This window comes from Duganella sp. Leaf61, from assembly GCF_001421905.1.
GTDB lineage: Bacteria > Pseudomonadota > Gammaproteobacteria > Burkholderiales > Burkholderiaceae_D > Rugamonas > Rugamonas zoogloeoides.
The window spans coordinates 25808-49161 of the sequence record NZ_LMLM01000033.1 but is presented as its reverse complement, the minus strand read 5'-3'; the positions used below and the strand labels follow the sequence as shown (position 1 = coordinate 49161).

General features: G+C 59.3%; 25 protein-coding genes and 1 tRNA gene. 18 read left to right on the top strand and 8 right to left on the bottom strand.

Features of this window, described 5'->3' with window-relative positions:
• Positions 1-22: 22 nt before the first annotated feature.
• Positions 23-1120: a chorismate synthase gene (gene aroC / locus ASF04_RS25400; RefSeq protein WP_056148138.1), complete on the top strand. Its 1098-nt coding sequence runs from the start codon at positions 23-25 to the stop codon at positions 1118-1120.
• Between the two features lie 6 nt (positions 1121-1126).
• On the opposite strand, the gene ASF04_RS25395 is transcribed toward aroC, so the two are convergent.
• Entirely contained in the window at positions 1127-2641 is a 1515-nt protein-coding gene (locus ASF04_RS25395) for an HDOD domain-containing protein (protein WP_056148135.1), read from the bottom strand.
• Positions 2638-4314, bottom strand: a complete 1677-nt coding sequence (locus ASF04_RS25390; protein ID WP_056148633.1) for a bifunctional diguanylate cyclase/phosphodiesterase — start codon at positions 4312-4314, stop codon at positions 2638-2640. Before ASF04_RS25390 ends, ASF04_RS25395 begins: the two co-directional genes overlap by 4 nt.
• 320 nt (positions 4315-4634) lie before the next feature.
• On the opposite strand from ASF04_RS25390, the gene upp reads away from it, so the two are divergent.
• From upp to ASF04_RS25375, 3 genes are all read left to right on the top strand, one after another.
• Positions 4635-5285: a uracil phosphoribosyltransferase gene (gene upp, locus ASF04_RS25385; protein ID WP_019920820.1), complete on the top strand. Its 651-nt coding sequence runs from the start codon at positions 4635-4637 to the stop codon at positions 5283-5285.
• A gap of 13 nt (positions 5286-5298) precedes the next feature.
• The gene (locus tag ASF04_RS25380; RefSeq protein ID WP_056148132.1) at positions 5299-5664 is read left to right on the top strand and encodes an Hpt domain-containing protein; all 366 of its coding nucleotides are present in this window, start codon (positions 5299-5301) and stop codon (positions 5662-5664) included.
• A 319-nt stretch (positions 5665-5983) separates the two neighbouring features.
• Positions 5984-6187 (top strand): cold-shock protein, encoded by a 204-nt coding sequence (locus ASF04_RS25375; RefSeq protein WP_008448165.1) that lies wholly within the window; start codon positions 5984-5986, stop codon positions 6185-6187.
• A 107-nt stretch (positions 6188-6294) separates the two neighbouring features.
• Here the strand turns inward: ASF04_RS25375 and ASF04_RS25370 are convergent, their stop codons facing one another.
• Positions 6295-7212 (bottom strand): LysR family transcriptional regulator, encoded by a 918-nt coding sequence (locus tag ASF04_RS25370; RefSeq protein WP_056148129.1) that lies wholly within the window; start codon positions 7210-7212, stop codon positions 6295-6297.
• A 197-nt stretch (positions 7213-7409) separates the two neighbouring features.
• Here ASF04_RS25370 and aceB point away from each other — a divergent pair, with 197 nt between their 5' ends.
• Positions 7410-9017, top strand: coding sequence for a malate synthase A (gene aceB, locus ASF04_RS25365; protein WP_056148126.1), 1608 nt, complete (start codon positions 7410-7412; stop codon positions 9015-9017).
• A gap of 122 nt (positions 9018-9139) precedes the next feature.
• Here aceB and gloB read toward each other — a convergent pair whose 3' ends face one another.
• On the bottom strand, positions 9140-9946 hold the full coding sequence (gene gloB / locus ASF04_RS25360; protein WP_056148123.1) for a hydroxyacylglutathione hydrolase: 807 nt from the start codon (positions 9944-9946) through the stop codon (positions 9140-9142).
• 20 nt (positions 9947-9966) lie between these two features.
• On the opposite strand from gloB, the gene ASF04_RS25355 reads away from it, so the two are divergent.
• From ASF04_RS25355 to ASF04_RS25340, 4 genes are all read left to right on the top strand, one after another.
• On the top strand, positions 9967-10812 hold the full coding sequence (locus tag ASF04_RS25355; RefSeq protein ID WP_056148120.1) for a class I SAM-dependent methyltransferase: 846 nt from the start codon (positions 9967-9969) through the stop codon (positions 10810-10812).
• Positions 10805-11254: a ribonuclease HI gene (rnhA, locus tag ASF04_RS25350; protein WP_019920826.1), complete on the top strand. Its 450-nt coding sequence runs from the start codon at positions 10805-10807 to the stop codon at positions 11252-11254. The genes ASF04_RS25355 and rnhA overlap by 8 nt, the downstream gene beginning before the upstream one ends.
• A 54-nt stretch (positions 11255-11308) precedes the next feature.
• Positions 11309-12025, top strand: coding sequence for a DNA polymerase III subunit epsilon (dnaQ, locus tag ASF04_RS25345; RefSeq protein ID WP_056148116.1), 717 nt, complete (start codon positions 11309-11311; stop codon positions 12023-12025).
• Positions 12026-12097: 72 nt separating this feature from the next.
• Positions 12098-12172, top strand: a tRNA-Val gene (locus tag ASF04_RS25340).
• 134 nt (positions 12173-12306) lie between these two features.
• Here the strand turns inward: ASF04_RS25340 and ASF04_RS25335 are convergent.
• The 3 genes from ASF04_RS25335 to ASF04_RS25325 form a co-directional block, all read right to left on the bottom strand.
• Positions 12307-13506 carry a site-specific integrase gene (locus ASF04_RS25335; protein ID WP_056148114.1) on the bottom strand — a complete coding sequence of 400 codons (1200 nt, stop codon included), beginning with the start codon at positions 13504-13506 and terminating at the stop codon, positions 12307-12309.
• A 2-nt stretch (positions 13507-13508) separates the two neighbouring features.
• The gene (locus ASF04_RS25330; RefSeq protein WP_056148112.1) at positions 13509-13703 is read right to left on the bottom strand and encodes a hypothetical protein; all 195 of its coding nucleotides are present in this window, start codon (positions 13701-13703) and stop codon (positions 13509-13511) included.
• 96 nt (positions 13704-13799) lie between these two features.
• Positions 13800-14165, bottom strand: a complete 366-nt coding sequence (locus ASF04_RS25325; RefSeq protein ID WP_056148108.1) for a hypothetical protein — start codon at positions 14163-14165, stop codon at positions 13800-13802.
• Between the two features lie 264 nt (positions 14166-14429).
• Here ASF04_RS25325 and kleE point away from each other — a divergent pair, with 264 nt between their 5' ends.
• From kleE to ASF04_RS25295, 7 genes are all read left to right on the top strand, one after another.
• Entirely contained in the window at positions 14430-14774 is a 345-nt protein-coding gene (kleE, locus tag ASF04_RS25320) for a KleE stable inheritance protein (protein WP_156368773.1), read from the top strand.
• Positions 14771-15340 (top strand): hypothetical protein, encoded by a 570-nt coding sequence (locus ASF04_RS25315; RefSeq protein ID WP_056148103.1) that lies wholly within the window; start codon positions 14771-14773, stop codon positions 15338-15340. Before kleE ends, ASF04_RS25315 begins: the two co-directional genes overlap by 4 nt.
• Before the next feature lie 230 nt (positions 15341-15570).
• Positions 15571-15771, top strand: a complete 201-nt coding sequence (locus ASF04_RS28420) for a hypothetical protein (protein WP_229205203.1) — start codon at positions 15571-15573, stop codon at positions 15769-15771.
• Positions 15758-16675, top strand: coding sequence for a ParB/RepB/Spo0J family partition protein (locus ASF04_RS25310; RefSeq protein ID WP_229205202.1), 918 nt, complete (start codon positions 15758-15760; stop codon positions 16673-16675). Before ASF04_RS28420 ends, ASF04_RS25310 begins: the two co-directional genes overlap by 14 nt.
• Positions 16676-16845: 170 nt before the next feature.
• A complete protein-coding gene (locus tag ASF04_RS25305) occupies positions 16846-17577 on the top strand; it encodes a DNA-binding protein (protein WP_056148099.1) in 732 nt (243 codons plus the stop codon).
• A gap of 31 nt (positions 17578-17608) precedes the next feature.
• Positions 17609-17953, top strand: a complete 345-nt coding sequence (locus tag ASF04_RS25300) for a KfrB domain-containing protein (RefSeq protein ID WP_056148096.1) — start codon at positions 17609-17611, stop codon at positions 17951-17953.
• Between the two features lie 69 nt (positions 17954-18022).
• Complete coding sequence (locus tag ASF04_RS25295) at positions 18023-18382, top strand: transcriptional regulator (RefSeq protein ID WP_056148093.1); 360 nt, start codon at positions 18023-18025, stop codon at positions 18380-18382.
• Between the two features lie 170 nt (positions 18383-18552).
• On the opposite strand, the gene ASF04_RS25290 is transcribed toward ASF04_RS25295, so the two are convergent.
• On the bottom strand, positions 18553-20550 hold the full coding sequence (locus ASF04_RS25290; RefSeq protein ID WP_156368772.1) for a P-loop NTPase fold protein: 1998 nt from the start codon (positions 20548-20550) through the stop codon (positions 18553-18555).
• A gap of 1409 nt (positions 20551-21959) precedes the next feature.
• On the opposite strand from ASF04_RS25290, the gene trbB reads away from it, so the two are divergent.
• Both trbB and trbC read left to right on the top strand, forming a co-directional pair.
• Positions 21960-22925 carry a P-type conjugative transfer ATPase TrbB gene (gene trbB / locus ASF04_RS25285; protein ID WP_056148088.1) on the top strand — a complete coding sequence of 322 codons (966 nt, stop codon included), beginning with the start codon at positions 21960-21962 and terminating at the stop codon, positions 22923-22925.
• A gap of 1 nt (position 22926) precedes the next feature.
• Positions 22927-23352, top strand: coding sequence for a conjugal transfer system pilin TrbC (trbC, locus tag ASF04_RS25280; RefSeq protein ID WP_200931146.1), 426 nt, complete (start codon positions 22927-22929; stop codon positions 23350-23352).
• Positions 23353-23354 lie beyond the last annotated feature (2 nt).

Sequence of the window (23354 nt, the reverse complement as noted above, 5' to 3'; positions counted from 1 at the left end):
AAATTCCAAAGATTCTCTTCCTATGTCCGGTAATACATTTGGTAAATTGTTTTCTGTAACTACTTTCGGTGAATCGCACGGTCCCGCAATTGGCTGCGTGATCGATGGCTGCCCGCCGGGCCTGGCCTTGTCCGAAGCCGATATTCAGCCGGAACTCGACCGCCGCAAACCGGGCACGTCGCGCCACGTCACGCAGCGCCAGGAATCGGACACGGTGGAGATCCTGTCGGGCGTGTACCAGGGTGTGACCACCGGCACCCCGATCGCGCTGTTGATCCGCAACGAAGACCAACGCAGCAAGGACTACGGCAACATCGCCGAGAGCTTCCGTCCGGGCCACGCCGACTACACCTATTGGCACAAGTACGGCGTCCGCGATCCGCGCGGTGGCGGCCGGTCGTCGGCGCGCCTGACCGCGCCCATCGTCGGCGCTGCCGCCGTGGCCAAAAAGTGGTTGCAGCAGCAGTACGGCACCACGTTCAAAGGCTGCATGAGCCAGCTGGGCGATATTCCGGTTCCGTTCCAGGACTGGACCCACGTGCACGACAATCCGTTTTTTGCCGCCAGCGGCGACGCCGGCCTGATCGCCCACATGGAAGCGACCATGGACGAACTGCGCAAGGCCGGCGACTCGATTGGCGCGCGCATCGACGTCATCGCCCAGAATGTGCCGGTGGGCCTGGGCCAGCCGATCTACGACAAGCTCGATGCCGATATCGCCTACGCGATGATGGGCATTAATGCGGTGAAGGGTGTGGAAATTGGCGCCGGCTTCAAGTCGGTGGCGCAAAAGGGCACCGAGCATGGCGACGAACTGACGCCGCAGGGCTTCGTCGGCAATAACGCCGGCGGCGTGTTGGGCGGCATCTCCACCGGCCAGGACATCGCGGTCTCGATCGCCATCAAGCCGACGTCGTCGATCCGCACCCCGCGCCATTCGATCGACAAAGAGGGCAACCCGGTGCTGGTGGAAACCTTTGGCCGCCACGACCCGTGCGTGGGCATACGCGCCACGCCGATCGCTGAAGCGATGCTGGCGCTGGTGCTGATCGACCACGCGCTGATGCATCGCGCCCAGTGCGGCGACGTCAAGGTGGCTACACCCGACATCTCCCGGTAAGCTTCTTCAGGCGCGGGTGGGGGCGGTGATGGTGGCCACCGTCTCCTGCTTATGGCGCCGTTCGGCGGCGCGCACCACCATCATGCGGATGTCGTTGAGCAGCGAGAACTCGGTGGGGCTGAGCTGGATCGGCGGGAAGGTGTCATCCCAGTCGCCATACAGGAAGCCGGCCGCCTGGCCGTTGTATGACAGCGGAATGATGACAAAGCTGTGCGCCTCCGACAGCGAGGTTTTCCACCACTGCGGCAGCTTGGCCGCGAACTTGGCGTCGCGGGCATTTTCGATGAAGATCACGCGGTCGCTGTTGAGCGACGCGTGGAACACGTTCGGTTCGTAGGCGTCGTCAAAGCTCATCGCTGCCAGCAGCTCGCGGCTGTCATTGCCGAAGCAGATGCGCGCTGCGTACAGGCTTTCGCGGCGGTTGCGCACGAACGCGATGGCGCGCGAAAACTCCAGTCCCTTGTAAATGGTCTCCAGTGCGATCTGCACCATCTGGCCGGGGCTGGCCGTGTCCAGCACGTCGCGCATATCGGCCAGGCCGCTGAGCAGGATCTTGTTGCCGGCCGCGCGCTGGCGGTTTTGCGCCTGCGCTTTCGCGCGCCGCTCGGCCGGGCGCGAAAGCGGGGCGATGGTCAGATCGTTGGCCGCCACCACCTTGGCCTGCTCGATGGCGATCATCAGGTTGTCCGCCTCCATGCCCAGCAGCGACGAATAGCTCTCGGTCAGCGCCTGCACCTCGGCTGCGCCCACGGCGTCGTCGTGCCACAGCGATTCGGCGCACATGGCGGACATGGTGGACAGGCCCGCCACCCAGTCGGCCGGCTCGATGGCAGCGCCTTCTTCGGGCGGATCCATGTGGCGCATGCCGTCGACCAACTGCGTGGGTAGGCGCCAGTGCAGGGCGGCGGCGTGGCCCAGCTGCTCCATGCTCAGTCCCAGCATGTCGGGGGCGACGGCTTCGACGCTGGTGCCGTCGTCGTCGGCGCGGCGTTGCAGCTCGAGCCAGCGCTCGGGCATGTAAAAGGTGAGCATCATGCGGCCCAGTGTGTGCAGCATCGAGCACACCACGGCTTCTTCGCCGCGCGGGTTGTGGGCGGCCGTGGCGATCTGCTGCGCCACGATGCCTGCCAATACCGCTTTTTCCATTTCGATGTGCGCCACCGTGGCTTCGCCGTCGGCCGTGTCGGCGCCCATTTCCTCGATCAGCTTGAGTCCCAGCGCCAGGTGGCCAATGGCGTCGGTGCCCAGCACCACCACGGCTTTCGAGACCGTGTTGACGTGCTGGCCGAAGGCCGAGTACATGCTGCTGTTGGCCAGCCGCAGGACTTTTTGCGTGAGCACCGGATCGGACAGCACGGTGCTGGTCATGTTGAATGCCTGGTCGTCCTCGCCGCGCATGGCGCCCAGGATCGACGTGATGGCCTTGGCGAAGCCGGGCATGTCGCCGCGCCGGCGCGTGCACTCCCACAGCTTCGCCAGGGTCTTCTCGCCTTGCTCTCCAATGACTTCCGAGTCGGTCATGGCGTCACCTGCATGGCCTGGGCCGGCACTGCATGCGGTAGCAGCTTGGCGTGGATGCTTTCGCGCAGCGCCGCCATGGCGACGTTGGCGGGCATGGGTTTGCCGGTCAGGTAGCCCTGGATGTACTGGCAGCCCCGGTCGTTGAGCCAGCCCATCTGCTCTTCGGTTTCCACGCCTTCGGCCACCACGGACAGGTCCAGGTGGCGCGACAGGTCGAGCACCGTGCTGCAGATGGCGCCATCCTTTTGCGAGCCGGGCAGGTCGCGGATGAAGGCGCGGTCGATCTTCAGCACGGAAATCGGGAAGCGCTTGAGATAGGCCAGCGACGAATAGCCGGTGCCGAAATCGTCGATGGCGATGCGCGCGCGGCGCTCGGCCATCTTGGACAGGATGGCTTCCGCGTGGACCGGGTCGATCATCAGCGTTCCTTCGGTAATTTCGAGTACCAGCTGTTCGCCGGGCAGGCCGGAGAAGGCCAGGGCGTCGTCGAGCACGTCGAGGAATTTATCATTGCGGAATTGGCGCGGGCTGATATTGACCGATATGTACAGGCTGCGGCGCGCCACTTCCTCGAACTGGCGCAGCTGCACGCATGCCGCTTTGAGCGCCCAGGCGCCCAGCAGGTTGATCAGGCCATTGGCCTCGGCGATCGGAATGAAGCGCACCGGCGGCACCATGCCGAGCGTGGGGTGCTTCCAGCGCATCAGCGTCTCGAAGCCCTGGATTTCGCGCGTGGGCGCATCGACGATCGGCTGGTAGTACAACAGGAACTCGCCTTCGCGCACGGCCTGGAACATGGCCGCCTCGAGCGAGATATCGTGCTGCGGCGGTCCTGCATGCGAGGGGCTGTAGACCACGCAGCGCGCCTTGCCGGTTTCCTTGGCGCGCGACATGGCGGCATCGGCCAGCGCCACTAAACGCACCTCGTCCTCCGCGTGCAGCGGGTAGATTGACACGCCGACCGAAGCGCCCACGTAAATGGTGTGCTTGCCGATGTCGAATGGCGACTGCAGCGAAGCGATCAACCGCCCGGTGACCAGCTTGATCTGTGCCTCGGTGTGGGTGCCGGGCAGGATGGCGACGAATTCGTCGCCGCCCACGCGCGCCAGCGTATCGCTGTCGCGCAGGGTTTTGCGCAGGCGCGCGGCGGCCATTTGCAGCAGGGCGTCGCCCACCGGGTGGCCAAGACCATCGTTGACTTTCTTGAAACTGTCGAGGCCGATGGTGGCCACCGAGAAACCCTGGCCGGAACGGCGCGCGTTGGCGATCACCATGCGGATGCGGTCCGACAGCAGCAGGCGGTTGGGCAGCTCGGTGAGCGCGTCGTGGGTGGCCAGGTGGCGCAGGCGCTCTTCGGTGGCTTGTTGCTGCGACATGTTACGGCCCACCACCAGCGTGCCGCCCGACTGCGGCAGGAAGGAAATGCGTAATTCGTGCCAGACTTCGCTCTCGGGCGCCTTGATGCGCACTTGCAGAAGCTGTGGCGTGCGCGTGGACTGGGCTTCCGCCAGCGCCGTCGTGATCGATGCATGATGATCATCGCTGACCAGCCGCGCCAGCGACAGGCCGGCGAGCGGCGCCAGGCGCCCGATCAGCGTGGTGGCGCGCTTGCTGGCAAAGGCGACCGCGCCGGTGGCATCGAGGCGAAACACCACATCGCCAGCTTCTTCCATGAAATGGTCCAGCTCGTGGAGCAAATCGTGTGGCGTCTGAGGTGATGGGGGCTGTTGCATTGCAAAAATCTAAGCTTTCTAATTTGTATATGTGACATACGGATTATGTGAATCTTGCAAATCCATAAAGCACTTTATCACTTCTGCGCGGGGTTTTACATGGCTAAAGACAACATTCTGTTGGGTTTCATTAATTTCTTTTGAGAAATCTCTAAAACCGCACAAATAGTTGTTTCGCCATGTTGTCACGGTGTCACCGCCACCGCGCGAGCACCGCTTGTATAATGGCGTGCATAAACGTCCTCATAGAGCAAACAATAATGAAACAAGATCCGCGCTTCCCGAACCTGTTCATCACCGACCATCCGCTGATCCAGCACAAGCTGAGCCATATGCGCGCCAAGGATACGTCGACCCGGACTTTCCGTGATCTGCTCAAGGAAATTACGCTGCTGATGGGCTATGAGATCACGCGCGACTTGCCGCTGACTACCCGCACCGTCGAAACGCCGTTGATGACCATCGATGCGCCGGTGATCGCCGGTCGCAAACTGGCCATCGTGCCGATCCTGCGTGCCGGCATCGGCATGAGCGACGGCTTGCTGGACCTGGTGCCGTCTGCGCGCGTGGGCCATATCGGCGTGTTCCGCGACCCGGCCACCCACTTGCCGGTGGAATACCTGGTGCGCTTGCCCGACACCGTCGAGCGTACCTTTATCTTGTGCGACCCGATGGTTGCCACCGGTAACTCGGCCGTGCATGCGGTTGATGTCCTCAAAAAACGCGGTGTTACTGACGAACAGATCATTTTCCTGTCGCTGGTGGCGGCGCCGGAAGGCGTGGAAGTGTTCCAGAAATCGCACCCGGGCGTAAAACTGTATTGCGCCTCGCTCGATTCACACCTGGACGACCATGCCTACATCATCCCGGGCCTGGGCGATGCCGGCGACCGCATCTTCGGTACCAAGTAATCGCCGCATATATATGACCGCTTCGACCGATCCTGATTTTCGCGCCCGCCTGGCGGCGCTCAACGCCAAGTTCGCCGCTACCGTGCCAGGGACGATGGACAAGATTGCGCAGGCGCTCGCTGCCTGCCGTGACAGTGCCAGTACCGAGGGCACCGCGCCCTCCGCCGCAGCGCTGCACCAGTTGCACGAACTGCTGCACGGCGTGGCCGGTTCGGCCGGCACCTTCGGATTTGCGACGTTGGGGCAGGAGGCACGCCGCGTCGAACAGCAGGTGCGCACGGTCATGAAAGAGGGCGCCGGCTGGGGGAGTATCCCGGCCCAGGTGGAGCGCTTGCTGGCATGGGCGGCGCGCGACGCGAGTGCTGCCGAATACGATTGAAACACGCAGTCCACTTGATCTATCGCAAATCGGTTATGATCTAGTTGTCTATAATGACATGTACGCTTTAAACGAGAGAGTTGCTGTTCATGAGCAGCGGTAGGTGAAGCAAAAAACGGAAGATTGTTCACGCTGTCTTCCGGCTTTTTCTACCAAAAAATGCGGTCTTTTGCATTTATTTTTGTGAACACGTGCTTTTCTCTAGTAAATGGGTATAATACGGAATCGTTTAGATTCAAGAGTACTGCAGTTTGTATGTCTTTCTTGCCTCAAACGATATCACGGGCGCAAGCCCAACTTAACTGAAATAGGAATTGTAATGGCAACTGGTATCGTAAAATGGTTCAATGATTCGAAGGGCTTCGGCTTTATCACCCCTGACGAAGGCGGCGAAGATCTGTTCGCTCACTTCTCGGCGATTCAGTCGGCAGGCTTCAAGTCGCTGCAAGAGAACCAACGCGTTTCTTTTGAAGTGACCGCTGGTCCTAAGGGCAAGCAAGCTTCGAACATTCAGCCTCTGTAATACGCTGGATCTAACGAAATAAAGAAATCCTCGGTAACCGAGGATTTTTTTTCGTCTGTATGTTTGGTAAACCGCACGTCTGCGCGCGGTGACGCCTGTCTTTCCTTTCAATGCTGCGCAGGTTTGCGCCGCCAGTAGTCGGGCTGCGCATACGCCCGCCGCAAAAAATCCACGAACGCCCGCACCCGCAACGGCAAATGCCGGCGCTGCGCGAACACCGCGTGGATATCGTTGCCCGGCGCCGCAAACTCGGCCAGCACCGTGCGCAATTTGCCTGCTTCGATCTCGCTGCCCACTTCCCACATTGACCGCCACGCCAGTCCCTTGCCGGCCAGCGCCCATTCGTGCAGCACCTGGCCGTCGTTGCAGCCCATATTGCCTCCCACTTTCAGCACCACGTTCTTGCCGTTCTCCCGAAAAGTCCAGCCGCGCTGGCTGCCTTCGCTGCTGATCGCCAGGCAGTTGTGACGCGCCAGGTCGGCCAGGGTTTCCGGCGTGCCGTGGCGCTTGAGATAGGAGGGCGCCGCCACCACCACCCGTTCGTTATCGGCCAGCTTGACGCTCACCAGGCTGGAATCGGCAAGGCTGGCGATGCGGATCGCCACGTCGATGCCTTCGCCGACGATGTCGGTCACGCGGTCGGTCATATTCAGGGTCGCGGTGAGGTCCTGGTGTTCGGCCAGGAATGACGGCAGCAATGGCGCCACGTGCTGGCGGCCGAAACCGGCGGGCGCCGAGATCATCAGGTGGCCGGTGGCGCGGGCGCTGCGTTCGGCCACGGCTGATTCGGCTTCCTCGAGCTCGGCCAGGATGCGCTGGCAATCCTCGAGAAATGCCGTGCCCTCGTCGGTGAGGGCCAGTTTGCGCGTGGTTCGTTGCAGTAACTTGACGCCGAGGCGTGCTTCGAGCGCATCGAGCCGGCGGCCGATCATGGCCGGCGCAATGCCTTCCGCGCGCGCAGCAGCCGACAGGCTGCCCCTGGCAACGACCTCGACAAAGGTTGAAATCTGTCTGAATTGACCCATCGTGAACTTTCTATCTGTGACAAAAACGCATGGATGAAGTGATATTTAGTCTCGTTTGCGTAACTAAAGAGTGAATATACTGGAAAAAAAGCCATGGTGTCACCGAGCCGACACACAAAAAAAGAAACCGGCGTGCGCACTGTGGGGGTGCTTATAATTTGGTATGGAAGTTAACTTTTCTCTTGGAGATCTTGCACATGACGCTGCCTTCTGCTCAACCTCTTAATCTGCCCCAGGGCATGGAAATTACCGGTGACATCAAACCCGGTTACGAAGCCATCCTCACCACCGAGGCGTTGAGTCTCGTGGTCAAGCTCACGCGCGAATTCGAGGCGCGTCGCCAGCAGTTGCTGGCCGTGAGGGTAGAGCGCGCCAAGCGTCTGGACGCCGGCGAACGTCCCGACTTCCTGCCCGAGACCGCAGAAATCCGCAACGGCGACTGGACCATCGCGCCGATTCCTGCTGCGCTCGAATGCCGCCGCGTGGAAATTACCGGCCCGGTCGAGCGCAAGATGGTGATCAACGCCCTTAACTCGGGCGCCGACAGCTATATGACCGACTTCGAGGATTCCAATACGCCCAACTGGGATAACCAGATCACCGGCCAGATCAATATGAAGGATGCGGTGCGCCGCACCATCTCGCTCGAGCAAAACGGCAAGTCGTACAAGCTCAACGATAAGGTTGCCACGCTGGTGGTGCGTCCACGCGGCTGGCACCTTGATGAAAAACACGTGCTGGTCGATGGCAAGCGCATTTCCGGCGGCATCTTCGATTTTGCCCTGTTCATGGTGCACAACGCCAAGGAGCAACTGGCGCGCGGCGCCGGCCCCTATTTTTACCTGCCGAAAATGGAATCGCACCTGGAAGCGCGCCTGTGGAACGATATTTTCGTCATGACGCAAAACGAGTTGGGCCTGCCGCAGGGCACCATCAAGGCTACTGTGCTGATCGAAACCATCCTGGCTGCATTCGAGATGGACGAGATCCTGTACGAGCTGCGCGAACACAGCTCGGGCCTGAACGCCGGCCGCTGGGATTACATCTTCTCGTGCATCAAGAAATTCAAGCTGGACAAGGATTTCTGCCTGGCCGACCGCGCCAAGGTGACGATGACCGCGCCGTTCATGCGTGCTTACGCGCTGCTGCTGCTCAAGACCTGCCACAAGCGCAACGCACCGGCCATCGGCGGCATGGCGGCGTTGATTCCGATCAAGAACGATCCGGAGAAAAACGATGTCGCCATGGGCGGCGTCCGCAACGACAAGGCGCGCGACGCCACCGACGGCTACGACGGCGGCTGGGTCGCACATCCGGGCCTGGTCGAACTGGCGATGGGCGAATTCACCAAGGTCCTTGGCGACAAACCCAACCAGATCGACAAGCAGCGCCTCGACATCGAGGTCACGCGCGAACAGCTGCTCGACTTCAAGCCCGAAGCGCCAATCACCGAGGCTGGCCTGCGCTACAACATCAATGTCGGCATCCACTACCTGGGCAGCTGGCTGGCAGGCAATGGCTGCGTGCCGATCCACAACCTGATGGAAGATGCTGCGACGGCCGAGATCAGCCGTTCGCAAGTGTGGCAATGGATCCGTTCCGACAAGGGCGTATTGGAAGACGGCCGCAAGGTCACGGCCGACATGGTGCGGACGATGATTCCGGAAGAGCTGGCCAAGGTGCAGCGCGATGCGCCCGGTGGCGACGGCCCGACCTATCCGCGCGCCGCGCAAATCTTCGAAGAGATGTCCACTTCGACCGAGTTTGCCGAGTTCCTGACCTTGCCGCTGTACGAAGAAATCTGATCCGGATCGGCAACCTTCAAGTCATCGTCCCCGCGCACGCGGGGACCCATGCTGAGTACGCAGATACGCCACACATGGATCCCACTGGCGTGGCGGTCTTCCCCGCACTCGCTGCAGTCACCTCAAAAATCGTTCTTCCACAAGCGCAAAGCCGTAAACGTCGCCAGCGGCGTGTCGATCTTGTCGAGCTTGCCAGCCTTTACCATTTCCTTTGCGATTGCCGGTTCGCGATAGCGCAGGAACGGGTTGGTGGCCTTTTCGATCGCGATCGTGCTGGGCACGGTGGGCAGGTTGTGCTCGCGCTTGTCGGTCTCTACTTTTACCCTTTCCTGCAGTGCCACGTTATCGGGCTCGACCATGCGCGCGAAGCGCAGGTTGGATAGGGTATATTCATGGGCGCAGTACACCTTGGTATCATCGGGCAGCGCGGCCAGCTTGCCGAGTGAGCTGATCATCTGCGCGGGCGTGCCTTCGAACAGCCTTCCGCAGCCGCCGGCAAACAGGGTGTCGCCGCAGAACAGCCAGGTGGGCTCGGCATCGAGCGGTGCGCGCACGTAGGCAATGTGGCCCATGGTATGACCCGGCACATCGAGTACGCTCACGCGCAGCGCCAGGCCCGGCACGTCGATCTGCTTGCCTTCGCCGACGGGCAGGGTGACGGTGGCGATGCTCTCGTTGCGCGGTCCGTAAACGGGAACCTGGTAATGCTGTAATAATTCGGGAACGCCGCCGATGTGGTCAGCGTGATGGTGGGTCAGTAGAATGGCGGTGAGCCTGAGGCCGTGTTCCTTGAGCGCGGCCAGGACCGGCTTGGCTTCGCCGGGATCGACGACAGCAGCGTGTACGTCGTCATGGATCAGCCACAGGTAGTTGTCTTTAAACGCTGGAATCGTAAGAACACTGAGAGCTTGTTGAGAAGATATGGTCATTGGATCGCTAAAGGCTGGACATGGATAAAGCAGGTTCGGAGCAATCCATTATAGCGCTGGAAGGCTGGCTGCAAACGCCCGCCGGTGTGTACATGCGTGCGTGGGAACAAACGTGTCTTGATAATTTAACGGTAGATATTTTCGGCTACAACGCGGTGCAGATCGGCCTGCCGCAGATCGACGCGCTGGCCGCCAACCGCATGCCCAACAAGTGGTTGGTAGACCGCAAGGTACGGCCGGAAAACATCGTGCCAACCTCGCTGTCCGCGCCTGCCGGCACCATGGTCACGATGACCGCGCCGGTGATTGCCATGCCGCCGGCGCGGCCCGTCTCCCTCACCTGCGATTTCACCGAACTGCCGTTCGCCTCGCACAGCCTGGACCTGGTGGTACTGCCGCATGTGCTCGAGTTTTCCACCGATCCGCACCAGGTGCTGCGCGAAGTCGAGCGCGTGCTGATACCCGAAGGGCAGGTGATCATTTGCGGTTTCAATCCCACCAGCCTGTGGGGTGCGCGCCATGTGCTGCGCCGCGTGGGTGGCGCCTCGTTCCTGCCGCCCACGGAATCGCTGATTACCATGCCGCGCATGAAGGACTGGCTGAAATTGCTCAATATGGGCGACAGCCACAGCCACCTCGGCTGCTACGCGCCCGCCTGCCGCACAGAAAAATGGCTGCAACGCTACGCATTCATGGATAATGCCGGTCCGCGCTGGTGGCCGTTCTTTGGCGGCGTGTATATCATCCAGGCCATCAAGCGCGTGAAAGGCATGCATCTGATCGGCCCGGCGTGGGCCAAGAAATCGGCAACGGCCCCGGCGGTCGTGCCGGCAACCAACAAAAGACGGGAACAGCAGGATGGATAAGGTCGAAATTTTTACTGACGGCGCATGCAAGGGCAACCCTGGTCTCGGTGGCTGGGGCGCATTCCTGGTGGCTGGCAACTCCGAGAAGGAAATCTGCGGCGGCACGCGCGACACCACCAACAACCGCATGGAATTGCAAGCCGTGATCGAAGCCCTGAGCATTCTCAAGCGGCCCTGCGACGTCGTGCTGCACACCGACAGCCAGTACGTGCAAAAGGGCATCAGCGAGTGGATCCATGGCTGGAAAGCACGCGGCTGGAAAACCGCTTCGAAGGAACCGGTCAAGAACGAAGACCTGTGGAAGGCGCTCGATATCGCGCAAGCGCTGCACACTGTGGAGTGGCGCTGGGTACGCGGCCACAACGGCCACCCCGGCAACGAGCGCGCCGACATGCTGGCCAACCGCGGCGTGGAAGTGGCGCGCGCCGCCAGTAAGAAGTAAAACTGGCCAGCCTGTTATACTAGCCCGCTTGTCTGTAGCAATCACCGAAACACTATGCGCCAAATCGTACTCGATACCGAAACCACCGGCATCAACCCCAAGCTGGGCAACCGCATCATCGAGATCGGCTGTGTCGAACTCGAAAACCGCATGCTGACGGGGAACAACTTCCACGTCTATATCAATCCCGACCGCGATTCGGAAGAGGGCGCGCTCAACGTCCACGGTCTGACCACCGAGTTCCTGAGCGACAAGCCGCGCTTTCACGAAATCGTCGAAGACTTGCGCGCCTACATACAGGGCGCCGAAGTCATCATCCACAACGCACCGTTCGACCTGGGGTTCCTGAACCACGAATTCAAGCTGCTGAACCTGCCGGAATTCAGCAGCCACATCGGCAGCGTGATCGACACCCTGGTGCAAGCGAAAGAACTGCACCCCGGCAAGCGCAACTCGCTGGACGCGCTGTGCGACCGCTACGGCATCTCCAACGCCCACCGCAAACTGCACGGCGCGCTGCTCGATTCGGAGTTGCTGGCCGACGTCTATCTGGCGATGACACGCGGCCAGAACAGCCTGGGCATGGATGTGGAAGAGGTCAAACCGGCCGGCAGCGAATTGCTGGCGCCGGTGGCCATGGCCGACATCATCTTCCTGCCAGCCTCGGACGACGAACTGGCAGCGCACGTGGAAGCGCTGGCCGGCCTGGACAAGGCTGTCAAAGGACAATGCATCTGGACCGCCGCCATGGCGCAGCAATTATCGGCGTGAGAGACAACGGAAGAATTTTCACGTTGGCCCTTCCATTTTGACTGGGACGTATCGTATAATTCGCCTCGCTTCGGGAGGTTAGCTCAGGGGTAGAGCACTGCATTCACACTGCAGGGGTCGCAAGTTCGAAACTTGCACTTCCCACCAAGAATATCCTTTATTTTCAACGGGTTGCATCGCGCAGGCGAGCTCTGTTACAAATTTGGGGCAAATTTGGGGCAATGCGAAATGCACTCCCCTATGAAAAAACCGGCCTAGGCCGGTTTTTTTTCGCCCTGATTTCAGTCAAATCTGGGGAACTCATCTACGCGTTTTTCATTGCTCTGGCGGTAGAGCTGGAGCAGGCGCTGGCGCTTGTCATCTTCCAGTCCGGCATGCACCCATTTCCCGTACGTACGCATGACCAGTGTCGTGTCTGCGTGACCGAGCTGGCTCGCGACATACAGCGGGTTGGCGCCGAGCATCAGCAAATTGGACGCGAACGAATGCCGCGTTTGGTACGGGTTGCGGAAGCGCACTTCGGCAATCTCGAGGATTTCCTTCCAGCGTTTATAAATCGGCTTGTCGCCATTCCACTGCTGCCGGGTCGTTGGATTGACAAAGACCAAGCCGGCATCCTGGCCGGTATACGGCAGTTGCCCGTTCAGTGCCGCCAGCGCACCCACGCGCAGGTCGATATTGCGCAATCCGGCGGGTGTCTTTGCCGTATGCTTGGTTTCGCCGTCCACGTAGGCTCCCTCGACGGCAACGTAATGCCGGTCTTTGCGCACCGCCTTCCACTGCAGGGCGATATATTCCGAGGGGCGCATGCCGGTGCAGAACGCGAACTGCAGCATGTTGCGATCCTCCTCGCGGCTGCATGACAGCAGGATCGCTTCGATCTCGTCAATGTCGAAAGGATCGGCCCGGAAGGTACTGGTGCGCTGCTCGCGCGGCAAAAGCTTGGACAGCTTGATGCTGTCGAACGGGTTGGCTTCCAGCAGGTCCTCCGTGACGCCCAGTTCCATGGCGTTGCGCATCGGTGTGAGGATCAGCTGGATCGTCTTGCGTTTCACGGTAAGCGACATGATCCAGGTGCGCAGATCCCGCGCTGTAACGCTCGCGGCCGGCACCTGCTTCCATTTCGGATAAAGGTGTGTCTGCGCCACCTGCTGATAATTGTTATAGCTCGAGAGCGCCAGATTGCGTTCAGCGATACGCAGGTAATCATCGAGCAGCTGGCCCACTGTGGTGGGGCGCGGCGGCGCCTTTCTTGGCGTGGCCGGCAGCGGCTTCTGCATCGCCTTGACCGTCTTGGAGTTGGGGAAGAAATCCTTGTAGCGGAAACTGTTCTTTGCGATCGAATTGACGACCTCGCCGTAAAGGCGCGTGGCATACGCGATGTTTGTCTTGGTGTGGGCCAGTCGCAGCGACTCGCGGCAGCGCTTCCCCTGATACTGAAAAACGATACGGATCGTTTCTGACCGTACGCCCTTGCGCAACTCTATTCCCGCGCCGCTGTGCCTTGCTCCCATGATTCCACCCATTTTTCCGCGGCCGGCAAATTCACCCACAACATGTCGTCGACCACCTTGCAGTGCGCGCCATCGCGCCATTTGCCGGCGCGCCGGCGGGCATGAACCGATGCGGCAGTGTCGCCCGTCAGTTCCTCGTATTTTTTCACTTTGACCCATTTCATCGGATGACTCATTTGACACCTCCGGCCGTGGTTTGGTTGCATCGCCTGGATGGCAGGAGCGGCTGGCGGTCTGCGCAGCGCCAGCCGCAGGGAGGGCTAGTACTCCGTCAGCGCCAACGGCACTTTGCGGCCGCTATGCAGATCGTCCTGGAATGCCAGCGCCTTGCGATAGCCTTCAGTGAAATTGCGCACAGCACGCATCGGTACCGTCTCGCGCTTGGAGCGGCACCGAGACCGCTCCGCCGCGTACGAGGTATGCACCGGCGTCATGTCCCATTCCAGCGCAACGATCAGGGCGTAGGGCTCGCCATCGGACTGGCAGCTGAACGTCCCGCCGGAGCCGGTGGCCAGGGCATCGTCCAGCGCGGTGCGCAAGTCGAGCAGGGCTACCCGGTCCCCGACGATGACGCCGATCTCATCCCAGCGGGACGGACCCATGAAATGCAGCATACGTTCGCTCATCACAGCCTCCTTGTGGTCATGCGCCGAACTACAGCGCGATCAGTATGTCGAAATGACGAGGCCAGTATGGAAGGGCTTGCGCACGCGGGAAAGCGAAATGGAACGGAAATATCGAATGGATCAAAGTGCAGCGGTGACTGGTGCGCAAGCTGTGCTTCAGCAGCTAAATTCACGGGCCGAATCTGCGCGCGTTTGATGTGGCACAAGGGGGCGAAGATTGCCGGGTTCAGGATTGAATATTTGGCGCCAATCGGGGAGGGCGGCATGGCACGCATTATCGAGTTTCCCAAGATCCATCGCCGCTTTTACGCGATGCCCAAGCCGGGGCCTGGCGCCGGGCCGGCGCGGTGGTTACTGTGGTGTGTTGCGCTGGTTGCCGGTGCACTGGCCGCGCCGCTGTTCCTGCTGCTATCCCTGTTGATCGGCCTGTGGCCGGTGCTTTGGTGGATTCTGGTCGCGGATGTCATCGTCCAGTTGATACGCATCGTGTTCATTGGCGGGATGTCGGCCGTGCTGGGGTGGCTGCACTTGTCGGTGCTGGCAGGTGTCGCCATCCTGGTGGCGCTGCTCGTCAACGCATTGGCTGATAAGGAAAGGGTGCGGCTGTGAGCACATGGAACCAGGCAATTCTTGCCCGCGCTGTGTTGGCGCCGGATCAGGCAAAGCAGCTGGCGGACAAGGTCATCGCGTGGCTTGCTGACGAGGGCATCATTCTCGATGCGCCGTCAAACTGTGATTTTGATGACAGCCTCTGCTATCCGCCCGGTCCGGATTTTTTGAAGGTCCATAACTTGGAGGACCTTGGGCCGGATCCGACTCGCTTCGCCGATTCTTACCGAGTGGGGATGAGGGATATGCGGCTGGTGCTAGGGCGTGGCCCGGTATTCAACGCGCAGGGGCGGTTCCTCTCTGCGCATTGTCCTTCCTGCCAACAGCCTGTGCAGGTTGACGACCTTCTTCGTTCCGGCGAATCCTGGATCAGCGGTGAGTGCGACGTGATGCAGTGTCCCCACTGCGAAGTGGATTGCGAACTCCCGCTGTGGGAGCACGACGATATCGCCTTCGTGATGCTTGCATTTGAGTTCTGGGACTGGGCAGTTTTATCGGAACGTTTCGTGGCGTCCGTTGGCGATAAGCTTGGCGTCAAGGTGACGCTTTTGACCGGAAAGCATTAAGCGCCAATCTCAGAGGACCATTGCCTTAAAGCCGGCTGGCCGTTGCGCTGATCCAGCATGTAGGTGGCTGGCGCGTCCAAGTCAATTAAAAGATCTTATCGATCCCCGCAGATCACCCCGCATATTTTAGCTGCGAAATTCGTTGGTGCATTCATCGGCATTGATCAATATCAACGAGTTTCTGGTGGCGCTAGGCAACATGGCTCCATGTTCAGCCAGCAGGATGCCCGATGACCAGCAATATTTTATTCTTGGCTGCCCCGACGCGCCGCCTGATGCCGTGGCTGTCAAAACAACTGCCAGTGGTCAATGGATGGTTTTCCGCGCGCCGGGCAACGCACGCCGTGGCGGTCGCCCTGCTTTTGGCGCCGGCGGCGCTCCGAGTGGATTCCATCAATACAGATCTTGGCGGCCATCTTGGCCACCGCTAACGAGGCTGGGAGAGATGGTTCTCTGTCGGGAAACGGCCGTCCCCTGCAACTCCCGCTCGACCTGATCGACGAGGATCCCTTGCAGCCGAGGGCTGACAATAGTCCAGGCTTTTCGGCGCCCAGCCTGCGCGAACTCGGTGAGTCCATTCGACGGCGTGGCATCAAGACCCCTCTCTCGGTGCGCAGGCATCCACAGCATCCGGGCCGCTACATCATCAACCATGGCGCCCGGCGCTTTCGCGCGGCCAGGTTGGCGGGACTGCAGACCGTTCCGGCTTTCGTCGATGACGATTACAACGAAGCCGACCAGGTCGTCGAAAACCTGCACCGCAACGATCTGACAGCACGCGAGATTGCCGACTACATCGGCCGCGAGCTGGCGCGGGGACTGCGCCGGAAGGAGATTGCGCAGCGCATCAGCAAGTCCGCTGCATACATCACCCAGCATGCGGCGCTGCTGGATCTGCCCGAGCCAATTGCGGAAGCGTTCAATGCGGGGCGTGTGCGCGACGTGACGCTGGTCAACGAACTTGTGTTGGCCTGGAAAATCCAGCCGGATACGGTGAGCGTATGGCTGGCAGAACCTGCCCAGGAAATTACACGCGGCACGGTTCGCCTCCTGCGTGAATTCCTTTGCCAGGAAATTTTAGATGATGCTGCTGTCGCGGTTGCCGACGCTGGCGTACTCGCCGTAAGTAAATCTCAGCAGTCGGAAACTATCGCTGGCGCTGCTTTTCACGGAGCGCTTCAGTTCAAGCACGACGGTAAAATTTGCGCACCGTTACTGCGGCGCCGACCATCCGCGCCGACCTCAGTGTGGGTGCGCTACGCCGATGGCAGCGCGGCCGAGATAGCGGTGGCGACGCTGGTGGTCGCAGGGTGGGAGCACCGACCATCCAGGTAACAGCGCATTGTCGAGGACGGGTTCAAGTCAAGTAATAGCAATATTATTACTATCGACGGAATATTATTCTTACCGTAATAATAATATTATTACTATCGTTTTCATTTGATTTGCCACAAACCTGGCCGTAGTGGGAGGAATACTCTTATTACTGGAAGGAGGGCGACATCATGGATCAAAACGCCGACAGCACCACCCGCATCATGGCCGCTGCGAACGAACTGTTTGACCAAGGCGACCGTGCGCAATTTCCCACCGTTGACGCTGTACGCAAGGCCGCGCACGTTAGCATGAACGACGCCACCAGCGTCATGAAGGAATGGCGCCGCATGCAGATCGTCGGCCGAAGGCCTGATCCCGTAGCGGTGCCTCCAGCCCTGCAGGACATTCACCGTGCCGGGCTGGAGGCATTGTGGGTTGCAGCGCAGGAGCATGCCAGCCAAAGCATGGCGAACATGCGGGCTGCGTGGGATGCGGAGCGCACGGAAAACGAACGACTGAACCGCGAAATGGTCGAAGCCTTCGAGGCACAGGCGGCTGAACTGGAACATGCCAACGGTGAACGAGCAGCTTGCAGTCAGCGCATCGCCGAACTGGAAGCCGAGGCACTCGCCCACCTGGAGTCGATGTCCCGGATGGCATCGAACTTGAGCGCGGCGCAGGCAGAGGTGCGCACCCATGCAGCGCGCGCGGTGGAGATCGAGCGGCGCGCCGACGAGCTACGCAGCGAGCTTGACCGCGCCCATGCCGCAAATGCCGCCCAGGCGGCGAAAGAAGCAGCCAGCCAGACGGAGCTTGCTGCAGTTCGCGCCGAGATGCTGCACTTGATGCAGATGGTTTCGGGCGCAATCGGCGGCAGAATTCCTGCGACAAAAGACTATAGTGATCGGAAACGACAGTGACCGCGACGACGCGCCATGCTAGGAGAAATAGATGAGCCAGAGGGTCTTGGTAATGAACGGCCAGCGCCTGCTCCAAAGCGAGAGCGACGGCAAATGGGTGACCAACAAGGTCGATAAGGCAGGGCAGCTCAAGCCGGGCATTTACTGTCTCGATGCCGCGCAGCCAGCGGGCAAGACCAGGCCTCATCTTGGCGTCATCGTCCATGCGGACCGGCAATCGGTTTTCCAGCAGTCGGGGCAGTCACTCGTCAGGCACGATGCCGATGCCTTCGCGCAGACGCCGGCGCACGGTGTGGCTGCGCGGATCGAATACGCCCAAGGCAAGGCAAGCTGCGAACAGGAAGGTCAGCAAGTGCGGCGTGGTATCAGGCGCTAGCGGCCACCGCAAGCCAATGTTCCACATGTCGCCAGGACCAAAATCGCGCAAAGGACACCGCATCGCATCATGTACAACCAGATATTCTTCACCAACGTGCTGCGCACGCTCGATGAACAGGGCATGACCAAGAGCGAGCTGGCCGACAAGGCCGGCATTTCGGTGTCGTTCCTGTCCGACCTGACCAATGCGAAAGCCAATCCCTCGCTCAAGGTGCTCGACGCCATCGCTCGCGCCCTCAACACAGCCCTGCCGGCGCTGCTGGAAATCACCGACCTTGACGACGCCACGCTGGCCGCGCTGATGGAGGGCCAAACCAGCCAGAGCCTGCCCGGTGGCATGGTGCGCATCACCGCTGTACTTACACCGTTTCAAGCGTTTACGGTGAAGCGCTGGGACGAGGAAAATCGCAGGAAGGTCAAGCGCTGATTTGCGCCCGCTACCAGCGCGGCAAAGGGCACTGCGTGCACATATTTGGGAAACAGCCGAAAGCATTGAGATCCCCTGAATTCCCCAAAATACGCGAATTTTAATGAACTTCTAGAAACCATTAAGTCGTCATTTTCGGGGTCAGTAACGCCCTAATTTGAGACGGGATACTAGTTGGCAGTCTGCACTGCGGCTAGTTTTTTTTGCAGTTGCTCCAGGCGGACTAAGAATTCTTCAACTGTCGGGATCAAGGTTTCTCGCAAATGAAATGTTGATAGCGTTTTGGACCCTCTGGAAGACATTCTGTCTTTAACAATGGCTAAGCAGGTCTGCCAAAAAACTAACTCTTCAAGTTGCCATGTTCTTTGGGCTCCAACGTGTTCGTAACGTGCGTGCACTGACCGTGATATCTGGTTAATCTTAGCACTCTGACTGGCCAAAATAGCGTTGGCCATGTCGGTGGCTTCAATATAGCTAAATATTGGTTGATCTGTGTAGAAGGCATCCCCGCCACCTTTGGTGTCGATACGAGACGCCCAGACCGACGCATCCCTCTCTAACTCATCCATCCAGGTCGAGGCCCAATTAAAAAAGGCGTTATGACGCGCTTTTTTTTGAGCGGTTTCATAATGGTTTGAAAATTCTTGAAACTCCGACATTTCGATGCTGTTGAATCTATATCCGAATGCGCTCTCACGGTCAAAGTAACCGCGAGGAACTCGCCGCTGGTCTCCGAAGTCGATCAATCCCTGAGCACCAATTCGATCTATAACCCCTTTTGCCGCAGATAAAATATCGGTCGGCGAATCGTTGATCAGCTGATCCTTTGCTAACTTAAGAAGAATACCTGTCACATGGAAAAGTTCTCCCCATTCGGTATACTCCAGGTTCAAAAATTTGTTGTGCGCCTCCTCTGCGAGGAGTGCGAATTCGTTGTCTTCTAGATCCCGGCTGTACCACAGGCGCCGCCAAAGAGGTTGCTCATTGGTTGCAAAGTATCGACTGAACTTAATGCCCTCCGCCGCTTCGTTGGCAGAAATACGCCCGTTTGAGAAAAACGACGAGTAAATATCAGGTGAGAGTGCCAAGTCCCAAGAGTCAGTAATCTTGTGAAGCGATAAACGCGTCTCCGCTTCCGAAGCTTCAGGCGTAGGATCATCAGTGCCAAACCTTATCCTACTCAATAAAAAACCGCCATCCTTAGATTTCACGATGTCGTTAGCTGTTACAGTTCCTGCTCGGTACTCCATGCTAAGTGAAAAAATATCGAGTACAAGCCGGTCAAGAAAGGCCGAATTCTCTTTTAAACGTTTTTCTTGTACTGGCATGCACGACCACATGTCAGCGAAGTCGAGCACAGCTTGGCGAACCAATCGCAAGTTGTTATGTTTGCCGCGCTGTTCTACTTCCCGTATTAAATTTTTTCGCGTTTTCAGGATGTTGATGGCGTCATCATCTACTAATTCCATGATGAAGCTATCGACTGCGGCTCTAACTTGTGGCCTCACATGAAATGTCCTGCCGATTACCTTTTCTTTGATCTTGCTGAACTTTACATCTGGACTTTCGATCTTCTCTTCATTCGCCAAGATCACCACGCGATACCCTTCGTGTTCTACGAACTGGTTGATATAGCCAAGCACCTCGGCTGGCGCGATGCGGCAACGTTCAAAATCGTCAAAAATCAAGACAGCTCCGTCCGGGCCGGCCATTTCCCCCAACTCTGGTAAACTTAAATTCAGCGTGTCATCGTCTTTGTCACCATCAATGTCAACTTTCAGAGAAACCTTTACCATAGATTTGATAATAGACCAAGAACGCTGAACCCCTTTGCTGGCCAAGCGGGGGTGAAGCTGCTGGAAAAATTGGTCAGAAATATCTGAAATAGTAGAGACCCCGTAAAGCGACACGTAGAGACACCGCTTACCATGAATTTCGAGCAGCTTCTCTCGTACGTTGTTAATGAACCAAGTTTTTCCACAGCCCCATGGACCCTCAATGAGGACGGAAAAATATGGAGCGATTGTGTTGGTGCAATATCGGATCAGGTAGCTTTCTAAAGCTTGGTTGATATTTTGATCTTCGGACGTTTCAGTGATCATTTTTTTCGGAAAAGATGAATCGAGTTGGATATCGGGGAGCTTGAATTTTAGGATCAGTGATTGCAAATGACGTGCTTTGATACGCTAATAATAAACAAATAAATTATCCATTCTTAGTTGCCTTCGTATGTGTATAGGTTATGCAGACTTTACAATGGCGCCTTGAAAAACTAAGAACAGTGACAGCCCCGCGAAGAGCTGACGCTGCCAGTATTCCCGGATTTGTGTGAAATCCTGTCAATAGTAATTAGTATTAGAGCGCTAGCTGGATCTCGCATGATAGTCATTACGCCATAATTCGTTCCGCGCCGATCCAAAAACGACGCGTTCGACATGGTCGGACCGCGGCACCGTCACTTCAAAGCGGCCGCTTTTCCCTGGCCGAGTCAGTGCCATGTCGATCAATAGCCGCGCAGTGAAACCTTCCTGCACGACCCTGATGTCCTCTGCGAGGATTGCGCTGTGGAAAATGGGGCCGCCGATTTTCAGCGAAGACTTTCCGTCACGAAGCTACACCTCGCGAGGGGAAAACAGACGTCATTTGTCTTAGCAATCTTATGGAAAAACATGGCGGTGCTTCCTAGGCGTTTCATTGTAGCGGATTTCCCTTACAGCCTTCGACCACGTTATCGTGGTTTGGTTTCTCCGGGTGTCGAGCTATTTTTTTGACTGGACTTCGGTGTCCTGTTTTTATCTTGTTAATTTCGTTACGCTGGTTTTTGTCGCCGGTTTGTTGCAGCCATGGACGGCAAATGTCTTTGGCGTGCTGATGCCGGCATCCCTGCGCGCCAGCCGCTCGCCTGTCGCGGGTTCCCGGGCCTCGGCTGCAAACAGGGAACAGAGCGAGGCTATCGTCCGCTTGCGTTGCCGAGCGCAGCGTAGCGAGCGATGACGTCATGCAGCCTGCCAGCTTGGTTCACATCGATTGCAGCGGTTTTGCTGTGGGTGGGAGCGTACCGCAGCTCTAGTCGTTCCAACAGTCCATTGCCTTTCCCGACGGGACAGTTGTGCCAGGTGCCGAGCGTACGACTATTGCCGCGTGCCGAGCAATATTGAATCCAGCTATGCCTGGCTGGGCTGCTTTGTTCGGCGATGCAGTGAATTTTGAGGACGGCCTGCACGGTCGTCAGCGTGCTGGTTGCGCGAGGCTCTATCGTTACGCTCAGGACGCCGTCATTGGCCTTGTCCCGGTTTGCGCGTGATCAGAGACGACCGCAGGTCGGGCACCGCGACGATCAGGCTGATAATTTCCGTGCCGGTCAACAAAGAAACACGACACCAGCGATCTTGTTGCGTCTTCAATTTAGATTCACTGAATCCACTTTCCACGCACACACTTTTCCCCATCTCAACAGTCCAGGCCGCCTGATTTGCGCCGGCTCAAACGCAACGCACGTTACGCGCGATTTCGTGCCGATTGCGGTGTCCGCCAGTTTTTGCCTGCGCTAGATTGGAACCATCGACGGAGGCAAGTCATGGACGGTCTGGCAGACAACGAAACACTGGCGCGCGCGCAGCGCAAGCTCGAACGGGACATGGGCCCGGTCCTGCTCGCGGCGCTGCACGACCCGCGCACGGTCGAGATCATGCTCAATGCGGACGGGCGCCTGTGGCACGAGCGCCTGGGCGAGTCGATGCGCTGCATCGGCAGCCTGCGCGCGGCGCAAGGCGAGGCGCTGATCCGCACCGTTGCCAGCTCGCTCGGCAAGACCGTCACCGCCAGTACCCCGCTGGTGGAAGGCGAGCTGCCGATCGACGGCTCGCGCTTCTCCGGCCAGCTGGGCCCCATCGTCACCGCGCCGACGTTCGCCATCAGGAAGCGTGCGGTTGCCGTGTTTACGCTTGAGGAGTACGTGGAGGCGGGCATCATGTCGCAGCGCCACTATGAGGCGCTGGTGGACGCCATCCACCGCCACCTGAATATCCTGGTGAGCGGCGGCACCGGGTCCGGCAAGACCACCGCCATCAACGCCATCATCCGGGAGATGGTCAGGCACGATCCCGCCGAGCGGATGTGCATCATCGAAGACATCGGCGAGATCCAATGCACTGCCGAGAACTACGTCCAGTACCACACCACCATCGATGTGACGATGACCGCGCTGCTCAAGGTCATCTTGCGCATGCGGCCGGACCGCATCCTCGTCGGCGAGGTGCGCGGCGCCGAAGCGCTCGACCTGCTCGACGCCTGGAACACCGGCCACGAAGGCGGCGCCGCCACGCTTCACGCCAACAACTCGCGCGCGGCGCTCCGGCGCCTGAAGTCCCTGATCAGCCGCAACGACGCCGCGCCCACAGACATTGAACCGCTGATCGGCGAGGTGGTTCACATGATTGTCCATATCGCCCGCACCCCCGAAGGCCGCCGCGTCAAGGAAATCATCGAGATTTCCGGCTACGAGGACGGCCAATATCTCACCCGAACCATCCAAGGAGATTGACATGATTGCTGCAAAAATGATCCCCGCTGCCTGGAGCCGCCGCCGGCTGCTCGCGCTGTTCGCTGTGATGCTGCTGGCGCTGCTGGTGCTCTCGCCGCATCCCGCCTGGGCGGCGGAGGGTACCGGCGGCTCGCTGCCTTATGAATCCTGGCTGACCAACCTGCGCAACTCGGTCACGGGACCGGTCGCTTTCGCGCTGTCGATCATCGGCATCGTCATCGCCGGCGGTGTGCTGATCTTCGGCGGCGACCTCAATGGCTTCTTCCGCACCCTGATCTTCCTGGTGCTGGTGATGGCGCTGCTGGTCGGCGCGCAGAACGTGATGAGCACCTTCTTCGGCCGTGGCGCGGAAATCGCGGCGTTGCAGGATGTCTCTGCCTCGCCGCTGCGCCACATGGCAGCCACGCTCACGAACCGGGTGGCGTGATC

Coding starts and splice junctions, on each gene's coding strand:
- ASF04_RS25395 (WP_056148135.1), bottom strand. CDS start 2,641: ATGACCGACTCGGAAGTCATTGGAGAGCAAGGCGAGAAGACCCTGGCG.
- ASF04_RS28420 (WP_229205203.1), top strand. CDS start 15,571: ATGACCAGCAATATTTTATTCTTGGCTGCCCCGACGCGCCGCCTGATG.
- ASF04_RS25380 (WP_056148132.1), top strand. CDS start 5,299: ATGACCGCTTCGACCGATCCTGATTTTCGCGCCCGCCTGGCGGCGCTC.
- ASF04_RS25330 (WP_056148112.1), bottom strand. CDS start 13,703: ATGAAATGGGTCAAAGTGAAAAAATACGAGGAACTGACGGGCGACACT.
- gloB (WP_056148123.1), bottom strand. CDS start 9,946: ATGACCATATCTTCTCAACAAGCTCTCAGTGTTCTTACGATTCCAGCG.
- ASF04_RS25305 (WP_056148099.1), top strand. CDS start 16,846: ATGGATCAAAACGCCGACAGCACCACCCGCATCATGGCCGCTGCGAAC.
- ASF04_RS25370 (WP_056148129.1), bottom strand. CDS start 7,212: ATGGGTCAATTCAGACAGATTTCAACCTTTGTCGAGGTCGTTGCCAGG.
- upp (WP_019920820.1), top strand. CDS start 4,635: ATGAAACAAGATCCGCGCTTCCCGAACCTGTTCATCACCGACCATCCG.
- ASF04_RS25295 (WP_056148093.1), top strand. CDS start 18,023: ATGTACAACCAGATATTCTTCACCAACGTGCTGCGCACGCTCGATGAA.
- rnhA (WP_019920826.1), top strand. CDS start 10,805: ATGGATAAGGTCGAAATTTTTACTGACGGCGCATGCAAGGGCAACCCT.
- dnaQ (WP_056148116.1), top strand. CDS start 11,309: ATGCGCCAAATCGTACTCGATACCGAAACCACCGGCATCAACCCCAAG.
- ASF04_RS25355 (WP_056148120.1), top strand. CDS start 9,967: ATGGATAAAGCAGGTTCGGAGCAATCCATTATAGCGCTGGAAGGCTGG.
- ASF04_RS25300 (WP_056148096.1), top strand. CDS start 17,609: ATGAGCCAGAGGGTCTTGGTAATGAACGGCCAGCGCCTGCTCCAAAGC.
- ASF04_RS25375 (WP_008448165.1), top strand. CDS start 5,984: ATGGCAACTGGTATCGTAAAATGGTTCAATGATTCGAAGGGCTTCGGC.
- trbC (WP_200931146.1), top strand. CDS start 22,927: ATGATTGCTGCAAAAATGATCCCCGCTGCCTGGAGCCGCCGCCGGCTG.
- ASF04_RS25325 (WP_056148108.1), bottom strand. CDS start 14,165: ATGAGCGAACGTATGCTGCATTTCATGGGTCCGTCCCGCTGGGATGAG.
- aceB (WP_056148126.1), top strand. CDS start 7,410: ATGACGCTGCCTTCTGCTCAACCTCTTAATCTGCCCCAGGGCATGGAA.
- ASF04_RS25390 (WP_056148633.1), bottom strand. CDS start 4,314: ATGGAAGAAGCTGGCGATGTGGTGTTTCGCCTCGATGCCACCGGCGCG.
- trbB (WP_056148088.1), top strand. CDS start 21,960: ATGGACGGTCTGGCAGACAACGAAACACTGGCGCGCGCGCAGCGCAAG.
- aroC (WP_056148138.1), top strand. CDS start 23: ATGTCCGGTAATACATTTGGTAAATTGTTTTCTGTAACTACTTTCGGT.
- kleE (WP_156368773.1), top strand. CDS start 14,430: ATGGCACGCATTATCGAGTTTCCCAAGATCCATCGCCGCTTTTACGCG.